This window comes from Mycolicibacterium frederiksbergense (genome assembly GCF_012223425.1).
GTDB classification, from domain to species: domain Bacteria; phylum Actinomycetota; class Actinomycetes; order Mycobacteriales; family Mycobacteriaceae; genus Mycobacterium; species Mycobacterium frederiksbergense.
The window spans coordinates 858775-874978 of the sequence record NZ_CP038799.1; the positions used below are offsets into that span (position 1 = coordinate 858775).

General features: G+C 66.7%; 15 protein-coding genes and 1 tRNA gene. 8 read left to right on the forward strand and 8 right to left on the reverse strand.

Going from position 1 to position 16204, the window contains the following annotated elements; genetic code table 11:
• Positions 1–333: 333 nt before the first annotated feature.
• A complete protein-coding gene (locus tag EXE63_RS07085; protein WP_168141346.1) occupies positions 334–492 on the forward strand; it encodes a hypothetical protein in 159 nt (52 codons plus the stop codon).
• Here the strand turns inward: EXE63_RS07085 and EXE63_RS07090 are convergent.
• Entirely contained in the window at positions 477–701 is a 225-nt protein-coding gene (locus EXE63_RS07090) for a hypothetical protein (protein ID WP_168140739.1), read from the reverse strand. The genes EXE63_RS07085 and EXE63_RS07090 overlap by 16 nt on opposite strands.
• A gap of 388 nt (positions 702–1089) precedes the next feature.
• On the opposite strand from EXE63_RS07090, the gene EXE63_RS32860 reads away from it, so the two are divergent.
• The 3 genes from EXE63_RS32860 to EXE63_RS07105 all read left to right on the forward strand — a co-directional run bounded on the left by EXE63_RS32860 (position 1090) and on the right by EXE63_RS07105 (position 3370).
• On the forward strand, positions 1090–1446 hold the full coding sequence (locus EXE63_RS32860) for a helix-turn-helix domain-containing protein (protein ID WP_234904549.1): 357 nt from the start codon (positions 1090–1092) through the stop codon (positions 1444–1446).
• A 374-nt stretch (positions 1447–1820) separates the two neighbouring features.
• On the forward strand, positions 1821–2039 hold the full coding sequence (locus tag EXE63_RS07100) for a helix-turn-helix domain-containing protein (RefSeq protein ID WP_168141347.1): 219 nt from the start codon (positions 1821–1823) through the stop codon (positions 2037–2039).
• Positions 2036–3370 carry a site-specific integrase gene (locus EXE63_RS07105; protein ID WP_234904406.1) on the forward strand — a complete coding sequence of 445 codons (1335 nt, stop codon included), beginning with the start codon at positions 2036–2038 and terminating at the stop codon, positions 3368–3370. The genes EXE63_RS07100 and EXE63_RS07105 overlap by 4 nt, the downstream gene beginning before the upstream one ends.
• A gap of 68 nt (positions 3371–3438) precedes the next feature.
• On the opposite strand, the gene EXE63_RS07110 is transcribed toward EXE63_RS07105, so the two are convergent.
• The 4 genes from EXE63_RS07110 to EXE63_RS07125 form a co-directional block, all read right to left on the reverse strand.
• Positions 3439–3515 (reverse strand) — tRNA-Met (locus EXE63_RS07110).
• A gap of 50 nt (positions 3516–3565) precedes the next feature.
• Complete coding sequence (locus EXE63_RS07115; protein WP_168141348.1) at positions 3566–4963, reverse strand: FAD-binding oxidoreductase; 1398 nt, start codon at positions 4961–4963, stop codon at positions 3566–3568.
• A gap of 175 nt (positions 4964–5138) precedes the next feature.
• The gene (locus EXE63_RS07120) at positions 5139–8147 is read right to left on the reverse strand and encodes a UPF0182 family protein (RefSeq protein ID WP_168141349.1); all 3009 of its coding nucleotides are present in this window, start codon (positions 8145–8147) and stop codon (positions 5139–5141) included.
• Positions 8148–8237: 90 nt separating this feature from the next.
• Positions 8238–9278 (reverse strand): YlbL family protein, encoded by a 1041-nt coding sequence (locus EXE63_RS07125; protein ID WP_168141350.1) that lies wholly within the window; start codon positions 9276–9278, stop codon positions 8238–8240.
• Between the two features lie 81 nt (positions 9279–9359).
• On the opposite strand from EXE63_RS07125, the gene EXE63_RS07130 reads away from it, so the two are divergent.
• The 3 genes from EXE63_RS07130 to EXE63_RS07140 are packed head-to-tail and all read left to right on the forward strand — an operon-like array spanning position 9360 to position 12946.
• Positions 9360–10697: a zinc-dependent metalloprotease gene (locus EXE63_RS07130; protein ID WP_168141351.1), complete on the forward strand. Its 1338-nt coding sequence runs from the start codon at positions 9360–9362 to the stop codon at positions 10695–10697.
• A gap of 35 nt (positions 10698–10732) precedes the next feature.
• The gene (locus EXE63_RS07135) at positions 10733–11572 is read left to right on the forward strand and encodes a bacteriocin biosynthesis cyclodehydratase domain-containing protein (protein ID WP_168141352.1); all 840 of its coding nucleotides are present in this window, start codon (positions 10733–10735) and stop codon (positions 11570–11572) included.
• 57 nt (positions 11573–11629) lie between these two features.
• Positions 11630–12946, forward strand: coding sequence for a macrolide-binding ATPase MABP-1 (locus tag EXE63_RS07140; protein WP_168141353.1), 1317 nt, complete (start codon positions 11630–11632; stop codon positions 12944–12946).
• A gap of 33 nt (positions 12947–12979) precedes the next feature.
• Here EXE63_RS07140 and EXE63_RS07145 read toward each other — a convergent pair whose 3' ends face one another.
• The 3 genes from EXE63_RS07145 to EXE63_RS07155 form a co-directional block, all read right to left on the reverse strand.
• Complete coding sequence (locus EXE63_RS07145; RefSeq protein WP_168141354.1) at positions 12980–13258, reverse strand: WhiB family transcriptional regulator; 279 nt, start codon at positions 13256–13258, stop codon at positions 12980–12982.
• Positions 13259–13402: 144 nt separating this feature from the next.
• Positions 13403–13582: a hypothetical protein gene (locus EXE63_RS07150; RefSeq protein WP_105365755.1), complete on the reverse strand. Its 180-nt coding sequence runs from the start codon at positions 13580–13582 to the stop codon at positions 13403–13405.
• Between the two features lie 151 nt (positions 13583–13733).
• Complete coding sequence (locus tag EXE63_RS07155; RefSeq protein WP_301335173.1) at positions 13734–15857, reverse strand: ATP-dependent DNA helicase UvrD2; 2124 nt, start codon at positions 15855–15857, stop codon at positions 13734–13736.
• A gap of 69 nt (positions 15858–15926) precedes the next feature.
• Here EXE63_RS07155 and mrx1 point away from each other — a divergent pair, with 69 nt between their 5' ends.
• Positions 15927–16178, forward strand: coding sequence for a mycoredoxin Mrx1 (mrx1, locus tag EXE63_RS07160; protein WP_210000355.1), 252 nt, complete (start codon positions 15927–15929; stop codon positions 16176–16178).
• Positions 16179–16204 lie beyond the last annotated feature (26 nt).

Here is a 16204-nt window from a genome sequence, read left to right on the forward strand (position 1 = left end):
CGAACTAGCCTGCCAGCTTCACGGCCTTGGTGCGGTCGCACCCTGAGCCGCGGCGAGTGCCGCCTCGTCTAGTTCGACGACCGTGCGCTTCTTGGCCCAGAGCCGAGGCTGGTAGATGTCGCGAGGCAGCCGACGCCAGCCGGCAGAATCGGCGCTCCACGTACCACGGTGTTTCGACAGCTCGACGAGCGAACTCCCCTGGAGTGCTGCGGCCCTGTTGCATGCCTCGTACCACACCACCCGCCCCTCTGGATGCGGGTTTCTCTGTAGCGCACGCTCGCCGAAGACGCCCTTCGTCGGTCCTGCATCGCTCGTCGTCCTATCGTGGACACCATGGCTGCAGCCGAGCACTTGCGTAGCGCCCTACACGTGTACAGAACTCGGACCGCGCCGGCGCTCGGCATCGACGCCTACGCCCAGCAAGTCCATGAGACCAACCTGGAAACGCTCAAGGATCCGCTCTCAGCTGGCGACGATCACGACAATCCGTAACGGCGCCGCAATTCCCTTCCGCTAACCGTGTTTCCGGATGCATAGTCGGCATCGGCCGCAGCCAACTCGGCGCGCATATCGACTAGAAGCGCACGCACTTCTGCCTCCCCGTACGTGCGGCCGGCCGCAATGTCTTCGTCGGACTGCGCCAATGACTCCCGAATCCCGAGCACCGACAACCAATACTCCGTCTCGTCCACACCGCTCACGTTTCCCATTATGCCGGAGCGATGCTGGCCATCGCCATCTCAGAAACGCTGCGGCGCCCAAAAAGGGACGTCGTCCCTACCCTGGAATTCGCTGCACATCGACGACAGCCGAAGACAAACGACGAATTCCCGCATCCTCCCGAACCAATGTGGCTCAGGTCGTGGACTGCGTCCCAAGCATCGGCATACGTTCAGCCCCATGCGAGATCACTTACAAAACATGGCGATTCCTCGCCATGATGTGACGTCGGTCAGGGCAGCGCCACTTGTCAGTTTCGGAGTTGAGGTGGCAGCCAATCCCCATCCGCGACTCGATTACGCGTCTTCGTAGCCGATGAGTTGGAAGGCCGTTGACTGGGCGACTGACATCGGAGTCGGCTCGCCGACGATGAGGCTCATCCTCATCCTCCTTGCGAATAAAGCAGACGAGAAGTTCTCGTGTTACCCATCAGTCCGAACGCTGATGGCAGAATCCTGCGCCGCGCGAAGCACAGTCCTCAACGCCCTAAACAGGCTTGAGCACGAAGGACTTATCACGCGAGTCGCTCAGTATCACGAATCAGGGGCCCAGCGATCCAGTCGCTACTTCCTCAATCATCCAGACGCGCCTCACCTTAACCCCGGTCCAGAATCTGGACACCCCCGTCCGCACGCGGGACGGGCGGGGTCTCGCCCCGACACCCGGGGGTCCAAGATCTGGACCCCCGGGGGTCCAGAATCGAGACCCCTTGAATCCTCCAATTGAATCGCCATCCGAACCGTCGCCAGCGAGTCTGCTGCAATCCATGCCAGAGCCTTGGCGACTCACGCCCGGCGAGGCCACGAAGCTCGAGTCGGCAATTGAAGACGCTCTGGCTTCCGGATGGACCTCGCAAGATCTCAAGGCTCACCTGTCAAGTCGGCCGGACGGAGTACGGTACCCCGCCGCAGTTCTTGCTCGGCGCCTTGCGGAACTCCCCACGCCACCGAGCACGTCGTTTCGGCGTCGCACGCCCTGGTGCGGAGAGTGCGAAGACGAGCAATCGCGGACCATCACAGTCGAACTCCCAGACGGAACTGAGGCGGCGGCATTCTGCCCCCGCTGCAGCCCTCAGATGCGGCCACGCCCGCTCGGCCGGAATGTACCCGACTTCGATTCAAGAGGAGGTGAAACAATTGTCGGACAACGTCTTTGACCAACTACCACTACTGCTTGCGGTCCCCCGCGCTGCAGAGATCCTTGGCATCAGCCGCGCAGCGGCGTATCGACTCGCCGCTTCGGGTGAACTGCCGGCGCGGAGGTTCGGCGGTCGTGTCTACGTCGTCACCGCCCAGCTTCGAGAGATGGTCGCATCGTGAAAGGCACTGTCTACCGGCGTGGTAAGACGTGGACCTATCGCTTCCGCAGCCCTGAACGGGACCCGTCGACCGGCGACTACCCGTGGATCAGCAAGGGCGGCTATGCCACGAAGAAAGAGGCATGGACCGCCTGCCGCGAAGCGATGCGCGAAGCCGACTCCGGCCGAGTCGTCAGGCCGGCGACTCGCACAATCGCCCAATTCCTCGCCGAGTGGTTCACAGCCATCGAACCGTCGATCGATGCCACTACATGGCAGAACTGGAAGGACTACGCCCAGGCATACGTCATTCCCCGGATCGGCGGCCAACGCCTCCAGAGCCTCGATGAACCCCAACTGTTGCGGCTTTACGGGAAACTGCTCGCGGAAGGACGCGTCAAGCGCGATCGCAACAGCGAGATGTACGCCTACTGGTCGGATCGGGTCATCAAGGGCGAAACCCCCACGGCTCGTGAGGTTTCCGACGCATGTGAGACGACGATCCACGCGGCACGAGCAGCGGTTCGGCGGTACAGATCCGGCATCATCCCCAAGCAGATGACCAGTGGCCTGGCACCAAAAACGGTACGCAACATCCATGCGATGATCCACCGGGCGCTCGTTGACGCAGTCGCCTGGAAGTACATCGCCTACAACCCGGCAAGCAACATCAAACCACCCAAACGGTCTCGAAAGCGGCGCATGGTGTGGACGCCCGACCAGATCCAAGCCTTCCTCCTGTCGGTGCAGCGCGACCGGTTCGCACCCCTCTTTCTTCTCGAACTGACAACCGGGATCCGACGGGGCCAGATTTGTGGTCTCAAGTGGTCAGCAGTCGACCTCGACGCCGGTGAGATCACCGTGCATGACAACCGCGTCGTCGTCGGTGGCCACGCGCGGGACAAGGCCGGCGGCAAGACCCATAACGCCGACCAGACGATATCGATCGATCGGGCCACTGTCGCGGCACTGCGCAGATGGCGCGAGTATCAAGACGGCGAGCGCGAGTTCTTCGGTGCCGACTATCACCCCGGCGACTACGTGTTCACCTTCGAAGACGGCCGCCCACCACATCCGGACACGATCAGACAGCGTTTCGATCGTCTCGTCGCCGCCGCAGGGCTCTCGCGGATCACCTTCCACGATCTGCGCCACTCGTATGCCACCGGCGCGCTGAAAGCCGGTGTCAGCCCCAAGATTCTCAGCGAGCGAATCGGCCACGCAGATGTTGGGTTCTTCCTGCAGACCTACGCCCACGTGATCACGAACGACGACCGTGAGGCGGCCCAGCAGGCCGCGTCGTTCCTCATCGGGGACGGCTGGGACCCCGAACCAGATGATGAGCAAGGCTAATGTTCACAAATCCGTTCACAAGCGGCATGAAAACGGCCCCCGGAGAGATCTCCGGGGGCCGTTTTACCTGGTAGCGGGGACAGGATTCGAACCTGCGACCTCTGGGTTATGAGCCCAGCGAGCTACCGAGCTGCTCCACCCCGCGTCGGTAAACACAAGATTACCCATGGGGATGCAGACCACCAAATCGGGTGGTCAGCGGCTTTTTTCGACCGAGAAGCGCACCACTTGACCGGTGTTGAGCACCCCCGCGGGGTCATATCGATCCGCCAGCGCGGCCAGCCGGTGCCGGGTGTCCTCGTCGTAGGCCCGTGCGATCCGTGCCGGGTCCGCCGACGGCGCGAAGTTGGGCAGCAGACCGCCCGTCGACCACGGCGCCAGGGCGTGCGTCAGGGCGCGCGCCTGTGCCGGCACCAGCTCGGCGGCCGGGCCCATCGGCACCCCGATGACGGTCACCGCGTAGGCCGCCTGACGGTGGCAGAACGCGCTGCGGTGCGGCGCCTGTCGTGCCATCGCCCCGCCGAGCAGCCGTACCTCCACGATGGTCTGCACCGACGCCGAACCGGGGCCCGCGGCGGCCAGCAGGATATCGACTGCGTCCGCTCCGAATTCGCCCAGCAGTACCTGCTCCTCGAACACGGGCATGGGATCGATCGGGTCGGCGTGCACCGCCCCGATCGCCGCGTACGGCAGCACACCGACGGTGTCCAGCACCGTCGTCGCGGTTTCCCTCATCGGCGCCAGAAGCGCTGCGGCCTCGGCGAAATCATCGAGTGCGGTGTAGCGCACCGCGATGGTCGGCCGGCCCGCCAGTGGTTCGGGAACACCCGGCATCGGCGGCAGCTGCTGAAAGGCGATGGAGGTGTTGATGTTCTCCGGCAGCCCGGCGCTCCACTGCTGCCAGCCACGCAGCACCGCCGCGGCGTCGGCACCGTCGAAATACAATGCTCCACCGTAGAACTCGGAGATGGGTAGCAGGTCGATCTCCATACCGGTGACGATGCCCAGGCTGGCCTTGCCGCCGCGCAGTCCCCAGTACAACTCGGCGTGCTCCTCGGGTGTCACGTGCAGCAACTCCCCCGCGCCGGTCACCAGGTCGAAGGAACGCACGTAGTCCGAGGACACCCCGACGCTGCGCATCAGCGGGCCCACGCCGGCACCGGTGAGAAACCCGACCACGCCCACCGTGGGTGACGACCCGCACAGCGGCGCCAGCCCGTGCGGTGCGGCGGCGTCCAGCACGTGCTGCCATCGTGCGCCCGCGCCGACCCGGGCGGTCCGGGTGGGCAGGTCCACGACACAGTCGGTCATCGCGCCGGTCTGCACCAGGATGGTGTCAGCGCCCACCGGGGTGGCGCCGTGGCCGGTCGCCTGCACGGTGACCCGCAGACCGTGGCCGGCGGCGAACCGGACGGCCTCGGCGACGTGATGCGGGGAGGTGGCGAGCACCACGGCGGCGGGCCGGACGGGCACGGCCACGTTCCACGGTGAGCAGCGTTCGTAGCCGGGCTCGCCGGGCAGCGCGACCAGGGCGCTGACATGGTCGGGCAGTGTCGACACCGCGCTGGTGGCGACCGATTCGGCCAGGGTCATTCGAGGGTCCTTTCGGGCAGGGCTGTTCATCGGGCCCCACCATGCCCCGGCCCACTTGGCATCTTCTTGGAGCCGTCCGCAAGTCAGCCCGGGCGGCCCTCCCCGCGCGAAAGTGCGGCCCCATCCGCGTGCGCTCGGCGCGTTGCGTATGGGGCCGCACTGTCGGCAGGACTGGCTACCTGGCCTCGCGGTACTTGTTCATCGCATCGTCCAGCCGCTGCAGCGCCTCGCCGAACTCGGCGAAGTCACCGCTGGTCTGGGCCTGCTGCATGTTGTCGAGCGCGGCGTTGACGTCCTGCAACGCAGCGGCTTTCGCCCCCGACAACTGCACCGGACCACCCGGTACCGCCGCCGCCGGCGGAGGCGTCGCTGCGGGCGCACTCCCCTGCTGCGGCGGAGTGGCCTGCGGGTTGGCCGCGGGCTGTGCGGGAGGCTGCTGTGCGGCCGGCTGACCATCGGCGGGCGCCGGGCCCGTCGCGGTGGCGCCTGCGCCGGCACCGAAGATCTCATCCAGGGCGTCGCGGACCGTCGGGCCGTAGCCGACCTTGTCGTTGTACATCATCGCCACCCGGATCAGGCGTGGGTAGGTCGAGGCCGCGTCGCCGGCACCCGGTGAGGCGTAGATCGGCGCGACATAGAGCAGGCCTCCGTTGCCGATCGGCAAGGTCAACAGGTTGCCCCAGCGAATCCGGTTCTGGCCGTCGCGACCGATCTGCCCCAGTTCGGTGGAGACCGCGGTATCCGTACTGATCGCGTTGAAGGCCAGCTTGGGACCGTTGACCTGGCCCGGAATGGTGAGCACGGTCAGCTTGCCGTAAGAATCCGGATCCGAGCTCGCGCTGATATATGCGGCCAGGAAGTCACGCCTGATCCAGTTCATCGCACTGGTCAGCTGGAACGACGGCTGGTTGTTCTGCAGCGCCTGATCCTTGGCCACGATGTAGTACGGCGGCTGGAAGCTGCTGGCCGTCGGGTTGGGATCCAGTGGCACGTCCCAGAAGTCGGCGTTGGTGAAGAACTTCACCGGATCGTCGACGTGGTACTTGGCCAACAGTGCGCGTTGCACCTTGAACAGGTCCTCCGGGTAACGCAGGTGGGCCTGCAGATCCTCGGAGATCTCCGACTTGGGCTTCACCGTGCCCGGGAAGACCGACATCCATGCCTTGAGCACCGGGTCGGCTTCGTCCTGGGCGTACAGGGTCACCGTGCCGTCATAGGCGTCGACGGTGGCCTTCACCGAGTTGCGGATATAGGAGACCTGCTTGTCCGGCAACAGCCGGTTCACCGCCACCTCGTTGGAGTCGATGGTGGCGTTCGACAGCGTGGTCAACTCCGAGTATGGGTAGTTGTCCAGCGTGGTGTAACCGTCGACGATCCACACCATCCGCTTGTTGACGATCGCCGGGTAGACCCCGTTGTCGGTGTCCAGCCACGGCGCGACCGCTTCCACCCGCTGGGCCGGGTCACGGTTGAACAGGATCTTGCTGTTCTCACCGATCACGTTGGACAGCAGGAAGTTGCGCTCGGCGAACTTCGCGGCGAACACGCTGCGGTTGAAGAAGTTGCCGATGGGCACACCGCCGGTGCCCTGATAGGTGTAGTTCTTGGTCTCGGTGTTGGTCTCGTAGTCGTATTCGCGGTCGACATCGCCGTTCTTGCCGACGATTGCGTAGTCGTCCGGCGCCGCGGCAATCACCGGGCCGAAGTACACCCGCGGCTGGTCCAGCGGTGCCGGTCCCGGGGACACCACGCTGCCGTTGGCACCGACCACAGTGGCCAGGAACTCCGGGTAACCGCCGTTCTGGTTGGGATCGTTGGCCACACCACGCACGGTGTTGGCGGGCGAGGCGACGAAGCCGTTGCCGTGGGTGTAGACGGTGTGCCGGTTGATCCAGTCGCGCTGGTTGTCGATCAACCGGTCCGGGTTCAGTTCGCGCGCGGCCACCACATAGTCACGGAGTTGGCCGTCCGGGCCGATATAGCGGTCCATCGACAGCTGATCGGGGAAGTTGTAGAAGTTCTTGCCCTGCTGGAACTGGGTGAACGCCGGGCTGACGATCGCAGGATCCAGCAACCTGATGTTCGACGTCGTGGCTCGGTCCGCCGAGACCTGTTGAGCCGTCGTGTTGGCATCGCCGCTGTAATCGCGGTAGGTCACCACCTCGTCGGTCAGCCCGTAGGCGTCTCGCGTCGCGGTGATACTTCGGCTGATGTATTCGCTTTCCTTCTGTGCCGCGTTGGGCTTGACGCTGAACTGCTCGACCACCAGCGGCCAACCCGCGCCCACCACCAGCGAGGACAGCAGCAACAGCACCAGACCGATGGCCGGGATACGCAGATCGCGAAGGACCAGCGCGGAGAAAACCGCGACCGCGCAGATGACGGCGATCGCCAGCAGGATCAGCTTGGCGGGCAGCACCGCGTTGATATCGGTGTAGCCGGCACCGGTGAACGGCTTACCGGCGCGGGTGTTGCTCAGCAGCTCGTAGCGGTCCAGCCAGTAGGCGACGGCCTTGAGCAGCACCAGGGTGCCGGCCAGTGCGATCAACTGGATGCGGGCCGCGCGGCTGAGCGCCCCGGAGCCCCCGGCCAGCCGGATACCGCCGAACAGGTAGTGGCCCAACAGGTTCGCCACGAACGCCAGGAACACCGCGACGAAGAGGTACGTCAGCACCAGCCGGTAGAAGGGCAGATCGAAGGCGTAGAAACCGAGGTCGATGCCGAACTGCGGGTCGGTGATCCCGAACTCGCCGCCGTGCAAGAACAGCTGGACCTGAGGCCAGTAACTCTGCGCGACGATGCCGGCCAGCAGACCGATGAACACCGGGATACCGATGCCGAACAGCCGCAGCCGGCTCATCACGGTGGTGCGGTAGCGGGCCACCGGATCGTTGGGTCCCACGGTCGGCACGAACACCGGGCGGGTGCGATAGGCCAGCGTCATGGCGGCAAAGACCACCGCGCCGATCAACACCGACACCACCAGGAACAGCACGATGCGGGTGAACAGCACCGTGGTGAACACCGAGCGGTAACCGAGCTCGCCGAAGAACAGCCAGTCGACATACCCGTCGATGAACCGGGGGCCCACCAACAACAACAGGACTACAGCTACCGCGACGCCGATGAGAACCCGGCTCCGTCGTGTCAGCTGCGGCATTCGTGCCGCGGGCCGCATACCCAACTCTTCAACTCCAGTCCATGGTCGGTGGCCTCAGCAAGTAGAGGGCCACGTCTTGCCCCCAACTCTACGCAGTGCCCGCCAAGGAACCTCTCAGCATGTGGGGGGTTCGCCACCGGCAGAAATCGTGTTCAGCGCGTCGACGGCTGTGGTCAGCGTGTCCACCTTCACCAGCTGCAGGCCATCCTGGTGCGCGCTGGCGGCCTCGGCGCAGTTGTCGGCCGGGACCAGAAACACCGTGGCCCCGGCTTCCCGGGCCGCCAGCATCTTGTGGGTGATGCCGCCGATGGAACCCACCTTGCCCTCAGCGTCGATGGTGCCGGTGCCCGCGACGAACTTGCCGTCGTTGAGCTCGCCGGTGGTCAGCTTGTCGACGACCGCCAGGCTGAACATCAGCCCCGCCGACGGGCCGCCGATGTTGGCCAGATTGAACTCGATGTCGAACATCGCCCACGGCGCATCGAGCACCCCGACGCCCAGATACCCCTGTTTGCCTTCGGGGTGCTCGCCCAGCGTGATGGTGGCGGTACCGGCCGGGGCGTTCTTGCGGCGGTAGTCGATGACGATCTGCTCGCCGGTTTTGGTGTTCTTCACGACGTCCTGAAACGCCTTGAGGTCGGCGACCTCGACGTTGTTGACCATGTCGATGGCATCCCCGGGCTGCAGCTTGCCCGCCGAGGGGCCCTTGTCCTCCACGGTCTCGACGGTGACGGCCTTGGGGTACTTCAGGTAGGACAGGGCCGCGTATTCGGCGTCGTCCTCGGACCGTTTGAAGTCCGCGGTGTTGCCCTTGTCGATATCGTCCTTCGACTTGTCCGGCGGATAGACCAGCTCCCGCGGGATCAGCTGATCGCGGCCCGACATCCACAACACCAGGGCCTGGCCGAGGGTGAGTCCGTCGCGCTGGGACACCGTCGTCATGTTCAGGTGACCGGAGGTGGGATGGGTGATCTTGCCGGCCACCCCGTCGGTGCTCTTGATGTCCACGACCTGCTTGCCGTCGATCTCGCCAAGGGTGTTGAACGTCGGACCCGGCCCCAACGCGACGAAGGGCACCGTCACCACCGACAGCAGCAACCCGAACGCCACGATGGGCACGAGCGCGACCACCAGCGTCAAAATCCGCCTGTTCACGCCGCCCACAGTAGAGCGCGTTCACCCACAGCGTGACCCGCGGCCCCACCCGCACCGCCGTCGGTGGGTACCGTTGACGCTATGTCTGACCTGCCCTTCGGCTTCTCTCACGGAGACGACCCGGATCCTGACAAGCGCAAGAAAGATCCCTCCGGGGATCCGTTCGGGATGGGCGGTGAAGGTTTCGACATGTCCGACCTCGGCCAGATCTTCACCCGGCTCGGCGAGATGTTCAGCGGTACAGGCACTATGGCCGCCGGCGGCCAGCAGGCCGGACCGGTCAACTACGACCTGGCCCGTCAGCTGGCAACCAGTTCGATCGGTTTCGTGGCGCCGATATCCGAATCCACCACGTCCGCGATCACCGACGCGGTGCGGCTGGCCGAGACCTGGCTCGACGGAGCCACCGCGCTGCCGGCCGGCACCACCCGCACCGTGGCCTGGACACCGACGGAGTGGCTGGACAACACCCTGGACACCTGGAAGCGGTTGTGCGACCCGGTGGCCGAGCAGATCTCCACGGTGTGGGCCTCGGCCCTGCCCCAGGAGGCACAGGCGATGGCCGGACCGCTGCTGGCGATGATGTCCCAGATGGGCGGGATGGCCTTCGGCAGCCAGCTGGGCCAGGCGCTGGGCAAGTTGTCCAAGGAGGTACTGACCTCCACCGACATCGGATTGCCGCTGGGCCCCAAGGGCGTTGCCGCGCTGATGCCCGAGGCCGTGGACGCCCTGACCGAGGGTCTGGAGCAGCCGCGCAGCGAGGTGCTGACCTTCCTGGCCGCCCGCGAGGCGGCCCACCACCGGCTGTTCAGCCACGTGCCGTGGTTGTCCAGCCAGCTGCTCAGCGCGGTCGAGGCATTCGCCAAGGGCATGAAGATCGACATGAGCGGTATCGAGGACATGGCCCAGGGCTTCAACCCGGCGTCACTGGCCGACCCGGCCGCCATGGAACAGTTGCTCAGTCAGGGCATGTTCGAACCCAAGGCGACACCGGAGCAGACCGCCGCGCTGGAGCGGCTGGAGACCCTGCTGGCGCTCATCGAGGGCTGGGTGCAGACCGTCGTCATCGCCGCGCTCGGGGACCGCTTGCCCGGCACCGAGGCGCTCAGCGAGACGCTGCGCCGCCGCCGCGGCACCGGCGGGCCCGCCGAGCAGACGTTCGCCACCCTGGTAGGGCTGGAACTGCGCCCCCGCAAGATGCGCGAGGCCGCCGCGCTGTGGGAGAAACTGACCGAGGCCGTCGGCTCCGATGCCCGCGACGCGGTCTGGCAACACCCCGACCTGCTGCCCGGCGCCGCCGATCTCGACGAGCCTGCCGCCTTCATCGACCGGGCCATCGGCGGCGACACCAGCGGCATCGATCAGCTGCTCGAAGACCTGGAGCGCAACGAGCGCCCCGACGGCCCTGTGGATAACTGACGCGGCGATCGGGCCCGTCGTGACACAGTCGGGTGATGCGGCGCTACGCACTCAACCCGGCGATGCCGGTCTTGTTGCGGCCCGATGGAACCGTGCAGGTCGGCTGGGATCCGCGGCGCGCCGTGCTGGTGCACCCGCCCGCCGGATCCACCGGTCCGGCGCTGGCCGCCTTGCTGCGTTCCATGCAGGACCCCGCCACCGTCGATGAATTGACCACGCGCGCTGCGGACTTCGGGCTGCCGCCGACCACCGTGCCGGACCTGTTGGAGGCGCTGGTCGCCGACGGTGTGGTGACCCGGACCCGTGCGTCGCTGCGTTCGGTGTCGGTGCGGGTGCACGGCCGGGGCCCGCTGTCGGACCTGCTGGCCGGGGCGCTGAGCTGCTCGGGCACCCGGGTGACGCGCAGCAGCCGCCGGCACGCGGTGGTGACCACCGACCGCGCCGATCTCGTGGTGCTGGCCGATGCGCTGGTCACCGATCCGCGGGTGCTGCGCGATCTGCACACCTCCGCGGTGCCGCATCTGCCGGTCCGGGTGCGTGACGGCACCGGCCTGGTCGGGCCGCTGGTGATACCCGGCCGGACCTCGTGTCTGGCCTGCGCCGATCTGCACCGCAGCGACCGGGACGCGGCCTGGCCGGCGCTGGCCGCGCAGCTGCGCCACGCCGTCACCACCGCCGACCGGGCCACCGTGCTGGGCACCGCTGCGCTGGCGCTGACCCAGGTCGATCTGGTGATAAGGGCCATTCGTGATGATCTCGACGCGCGGGCCGCTTCGCGCACGCCGATCACACTGGACGCCACCGTCGAATTCGACGTCGGCACCGGTTCGGTGGTGACACGACGCTGGTCGCGCCACCCCGCCTGCGGGTGCTGACATCGCTTGTTGCCAGTTCGTTGCGGCATATTCAGGCCGGTCGTGGATGATGGTTAGGTGTCCGAAATCAAACGAGGCAGCGTCGCGCGAAACGCGAAGCTCGCCAGCCTTCCCGTCGGCTTCGCCGGACGGGCCGCACTCGGGTTCGGCAAGCGGCTGGCCGGCAAATCCAAGGACGAAGTCACCGCTGAGCTGATGGACAAGGCTGCCCAGCAGCTGTTCACGGTGCTCGGTGAACTCAAGGGCGGCGCGATGAAGGTCGGGCAGGCCCTGTCGGTGATGGAAGCCGCGATCCCCGAGCAGTACGGCAAGCCCTACCGCGAGGCGCTGACCAAGCTGCAGCGCGAAGCCCCGCCGCTGCCCGCGGCCAAGGTGCACCGCGTGCTCGACGGGCAGCTCGGCACCAAATGGCGCGACCGGTTCCAGTCCTTCGACGACAAGCCGATCGCCTCGGCCAGCATCGGTCAGGTGCACAAGGCGATCTGGTCGGACGGTCGCGAGGTCGCGGTCAAGATCCAGTACCCGGGCGCCGATGAGGCGCTGCGCGCCGACCTGAAGTCCATCCAGCGGCTGACCAGTGTTTTCAAGCAGCTCGCCCCGGGCGCCGATATCGAAAGCGTCGTCGCCGAACTCATCGAGCGCACCGAGATGGAACTGGACTACCGGCTCGAAGCCGACAACCAGCGGGCATTCGCCAAGGCCTACACCGACGACCCGCATTTCGTGGTGCCCGCGGTGATCGCGAGCGCCCCCAAGGTCGTCATCTCCGAATGGATCGAAGGCGTGCCGATGTCGGTCATCATCCGGGAGGGCACCCCCGAACAGCGCGATGTGATGGGCACCCGGCTCACCGAGCTGACCTTCGGCGCCCCCAAGCGCCTGGAGATGATGCACGGCGACGCGCATCCCGGAAACTTCATGCTGATGCCCGACGGGCGGATGGGTGTCATCGACTTCGGTGCTGTCGCACCGCTTCCCGGCGGGTTCCCGGCATCGTTGGGTAACTGCATCCGGCTGGCCCGGGCCAAGAACTACGTCGAGCTGTTGCCCGCGATGGAGGCGGCCGGGTTCATCCAGAAGGGCGAGCAGGTGTCGGCTCAGGAGATCGACGACATGCTGCGCCAATACGTCGAACCCGTGGAGACCGAGGTCTTCCACTACACGCGGCGCTGGATTCAGCGGATGGCCGCCGGCCAGATGGACAACTCGGTGGCGCACATCAAGATGGCGCGTCAACTCGATCTGCCGGCCAACCTGGCCATCCCGCTGCGCGTCATCGCGTCGACCATCGCGATCTGCTGCCAGCTGGATGCCCATGTCCCGGTGAGAGCCATTGCCACCGAACTGGTTCCGGGTTTCACCGAAGCCGCCTGACGTTCGGGGCCGACCGGGCGGCCCAGCACAAAGCTAGGCCGCCCGGCCCTCCCGAGCATCCTTACGCGGGCGTCCACGCGGCCGCTTGCGCGCCACGATGGTTCCGCGTTCGATGATCTCGCCACCCCAGACTCCCCACGGCTCCTGACGTTCCAGCGCCTCGTTGAGGCACAGACTCCGGATCGGGCAGTCAGCGCACAGGGCCTTGGCCCGTTCCAGCTCGGTCGGGCTCTCGGCGAACCACAGGTCGGGATCGGCCTCGTGGCACGGCACCGCGGGCAGTATTCGCTCAGGGCATGCCTGGACGGACATGTCTTTCCCTACTTCCTGGTCGTTTCTTCGGTGTCGGTGTACTTGACCGGACCGGTCGACCAGGGCGTTCGGGTGTTCCGAAAACAATGGCCACGGATCCGGTTGCGCGGGTCCGTGGCCTTTTCGGCGGTTCTGGGGGCTTACCTAGGTGGTGCCCCACTTCACGGACTCGGCGGTCGTTTCGGCGGTGCGGCGCTTGTGCTGCGGCGCGGCGGCAGCGGGCGCCCATCCGGCTCGATGCACGGCGGGAATGCCGACGACGGCGCGGGCGGACAGCGGCATACCGCTGACGTTTACGCGCTGCTGCATGGTGAAAATCGTCATGATGCCGAATCCTCCTCTCGCCAGACAAAAAAGTAGTCCCACAGAACGTGTGATCTTGAGGCTAGAGCCTAACAGCCCGAACGCACAAGCGATTTTCTGACCAGCGAGTTTGGCAGGATATAGCGGAAACTTGGCCGAGGCGGCGCGCCCCTCAGGACCGGGCTTTCACCAGCGACAGCACATCGGGGCCGTACTGCTCCAGCTTGCGGGCGCCGATACCGGGAATCGCCACCAGTGCGGCGGCATCGGCGGGCAGCGTCTCGGCGATGGCGATCAGCGTGTTGTCGGTGAACACCACGAACGCCGGCACCTTCATCTCCTGGGAGACGCGCAGCCGCCAGTCCTTGAGCTCGGCCAACAGTTCGACGTCGATATCGGACGGGCAGCTCTCGCAGCGGCGCAGCATGATGGCGGTCGGGCTGTTCAGCGCCCCGTTGCAGACCCGGCAGCGCGGCGTGGCGCCCTTGGCGCGCTTCGGGCGGGCGGGCGCCGCGTCAGCCGGGGACTGTGGGGCGACCCCGTTGAGAAACCGGGATGGGCGCCGGCCCTGCCGTCCGCCGGGGGTGCGGGCCAACGCCCAACTGAGCGCCAGATGCACCCGCGCCCGGGTGACGCCGACATAGAGCAGCCGGCGTTCCTCCTCGACCGCCTCGCTGTCGGGTCCATGGGACAGCGCATGCGAGATCGGCAGGGTGCCGTCGGCCAGCCCCACCAGGAACACCGCGTCCCATTCCAGACCCTTCGCCGCGTGCAGCGAGGCCAGCGTGACGCCCTGCACGACCGGTGGGTGCCGAGAGTCGGCCCGCTGACGCAGTTCGGTGAGCAGCGTCGGCAGATCCAGCGAAGGCCGTTGCGCCACTTCGTCATCCACCAGTTCGGCGAGCGCGGTCAGCGCTTCCCAGCGTTCCCGGGCCTGGGTGCCCGCGGGTGGTTCGGCCGTCAGGCCCAGCGGCTCCAGCAGCGACCGGACCAGGCCGGGCAGATCGTCGCCGTACTCGCTGTTGACGTTGCGCTGCAACGCGATCAGCGCCTGCCGGATCTCCTGCCTGCTGAAGAACCCTTCACCCCCGCGCACCTGGAAGGCGATACCGGCCTCGGTGAGCGCCTCCTCGTACACCTCGGACTGGGCATTGATGCGGTACAGCACCGCGATTTCGGCTGCGGGAGTACCGGACTCGATGAGCTTCTTGATCTTCTTCGCGACACCGGCCGCCTCGGCCACCTCGTCGGGATGCTCGGCGAAGGACGGCTTGGGGCCCGGGTCACGCTGGCCGATCAGGTGCAGCTTGCTGCCGGCCATCCGGCCGCGCGCGGCGGCGATGACCCGGTTGGCCAGCGACACCACCTCCGGGGTGGACCGGTAGTCGCGCTCCAGGCGCACCACGGTGGCCTCGGGGAAGCGCCGGGAGAAGTCCAGCAGGAACTTCGGGGTGGCCCCGGTGAACGAGTAGATGGTCTGGTTGGCGTCCCCGACCACCGTCAGGTCGTCACGCTCACCGAGCCAGGCATCGAGCACCCGCTGCTGCAGCGGGGTGACGTCCTGGTATTCGTCGACGACGAAGCAGCGGTAGCGGTCCCGGAACTCACTCGCGACCGCCGCGTCGTTCTCGATCGCGGCCGCGGTGTGCAGCAGCAGGTCGTCGAAGTCCAGCAGGGCGGTGCCGTCGCGGTGCGTTTTGAGTCGCTCGTAGTTGTTGTAGACCTTGGCCACGGTGCCCGCGTCCATCGGGACGTCGCGGCGGGTCTTGGCGACCGCGGCGGTGTACTGCTCGGGCGTGATCAGCGAGGCCTTGGCCCATTCGATCTCGCCGGCGAGGTCGCGTACGTCATCGGTACTGGCCTTCACTGCCGCCTTGTTCGCGGCCTGCGCCACCACCGAGAACTTGCTGTCGAGCAGTTGCCAGCCGGTGTCGCCGACCACCCGCGGCCAGAAATACTGCAGCTGACGCCGGGCCGCGGCGTGGAAGGTGACGGCCTGGACGGCTGCCGTCGGCACCCCGGACTGCTCACCGAGGGCCCGCAGCCGACTGCGCATCTCGCCGGCCGCGCGGGCGGTGAACGTCACCGCCAGCACCTGGCCGGGCGCGACGTGCCCGCCCACCACCAGGTGGGCGATGCGGCGGGTGATGGTGCGGGTCTTGCCGGTGCCGGCGCCGGCCAGCACACAGACCGGACCCCGCGGCGCGAGCACGGCCTCGCGCTGTTCGTCGTCGAGGTCGCCGAGGAGACTGTCGACGGACGGCATGCCGTCCATCATGGCAGGAGGCTCCGACATCAGCAGCGCCCGTGTCGCCGCATAGGCTGGCGGGGAAATACGCACCGACGTCGATAGGTTAGTTCTGACATGGCCCCCACCTCTGAAGCCCAGCTGACCATGTACACCACGTCGTGGTGCGGCTTCTGCAACCGGCTCAAGACGGCGCTGAAGGCCGAGGGCATCGCCTGGGACGAAATCGACATCGAGGCCGATCCGTCCGCCGCCGAATTCGTCGGGTCGGTGAACAACGGCAACCATGTGGTGCCGACGGTGAAGTTCGCGGACGGATCCACGCTGACCAACCCGAACGTCAAGCAGGTCAAGGCCAAGCTGAACTGACCCGGCCTGTCGGTGCATCGAACTAG

What these genes read in the sequence shown, in the direction of transcription:
- mrx1 (WP_210000355.1), top strand. Translation starts at nt 15,927, where the DNA reads ATGGCCCCCACCTCTGAAGCCCAGCTGACCATGTACACCACGTCGTGG.
- EXE63_RS07150 (WP_105365755.1), bottom strand. Translation starts at nt 13,582, where the DNA reads ATGACGATTTTCACCATGCAGCAGCGCGTAAACGTCAGCGGTATGCCG.
- EXE63_RS07135 (WP_168141352.1), top strand. Translation starts at nt 10,733, where the DNA reads ATGCGGCGCTACGCACTCAACCCGGCGATGCCGGTCTTGTTGCGGCCC.
- EXE63_RS07115 (WP_168141348.1), bottom strand. Translation starts at nt 4,963, where the DNA reads ATGACCCTGGCCGAATCGGTCGCCACCAGCGCGGTGTCGACACTGCCC.
- EXE63_RS07145 (WP_168141354.1), bottom strand. Translation starts at nt 13,258, where the DNA reads ATGTCCGTCCAGGCATGCCCTGAGCGAATACTGCCCGCGGTGCCGTGC.
- EXE63_RS07130 (WP_168141351.1), top strand. Translation starts at nt 9,360, where the DNA reads ATGTCTGACCTGCCCTTCGGCTTCTCTCACGGAGACGACCCGGATCCT.
- EXE63_RS32860 (WP_234904549.1), top strand. Translation starts at nt 1,090, where the DNA reads ATGAGGCTCATCCTCATCCTCCTTGCGAATAAAGCAGACGAGAAGTTC.
- EXE63_RS07155 (WP_301335173.1), bottom strand. Translation starts at nt 15,857, where the DNA reads ATGTCGGAGCCTCCTGCCATGATGGACGGCATGCCGTCCGTCGACAGT.
- EXE63_RS07100 (WP_168141347.1), top strand. Translation starts at nt 1,821, where the DNA reads ATGTACCCGACTTCGATTCAAGAGGAGGTGAAACAATTGTCGGACAAC.
- EXE63_RS07085 (WP_168141346.1), top strand. Translation starts at nt 334, where the DNA reads ATGGCTGCAGCCGAGCACTTGCGTAGCGCCCTACACGTGTACAGAACT.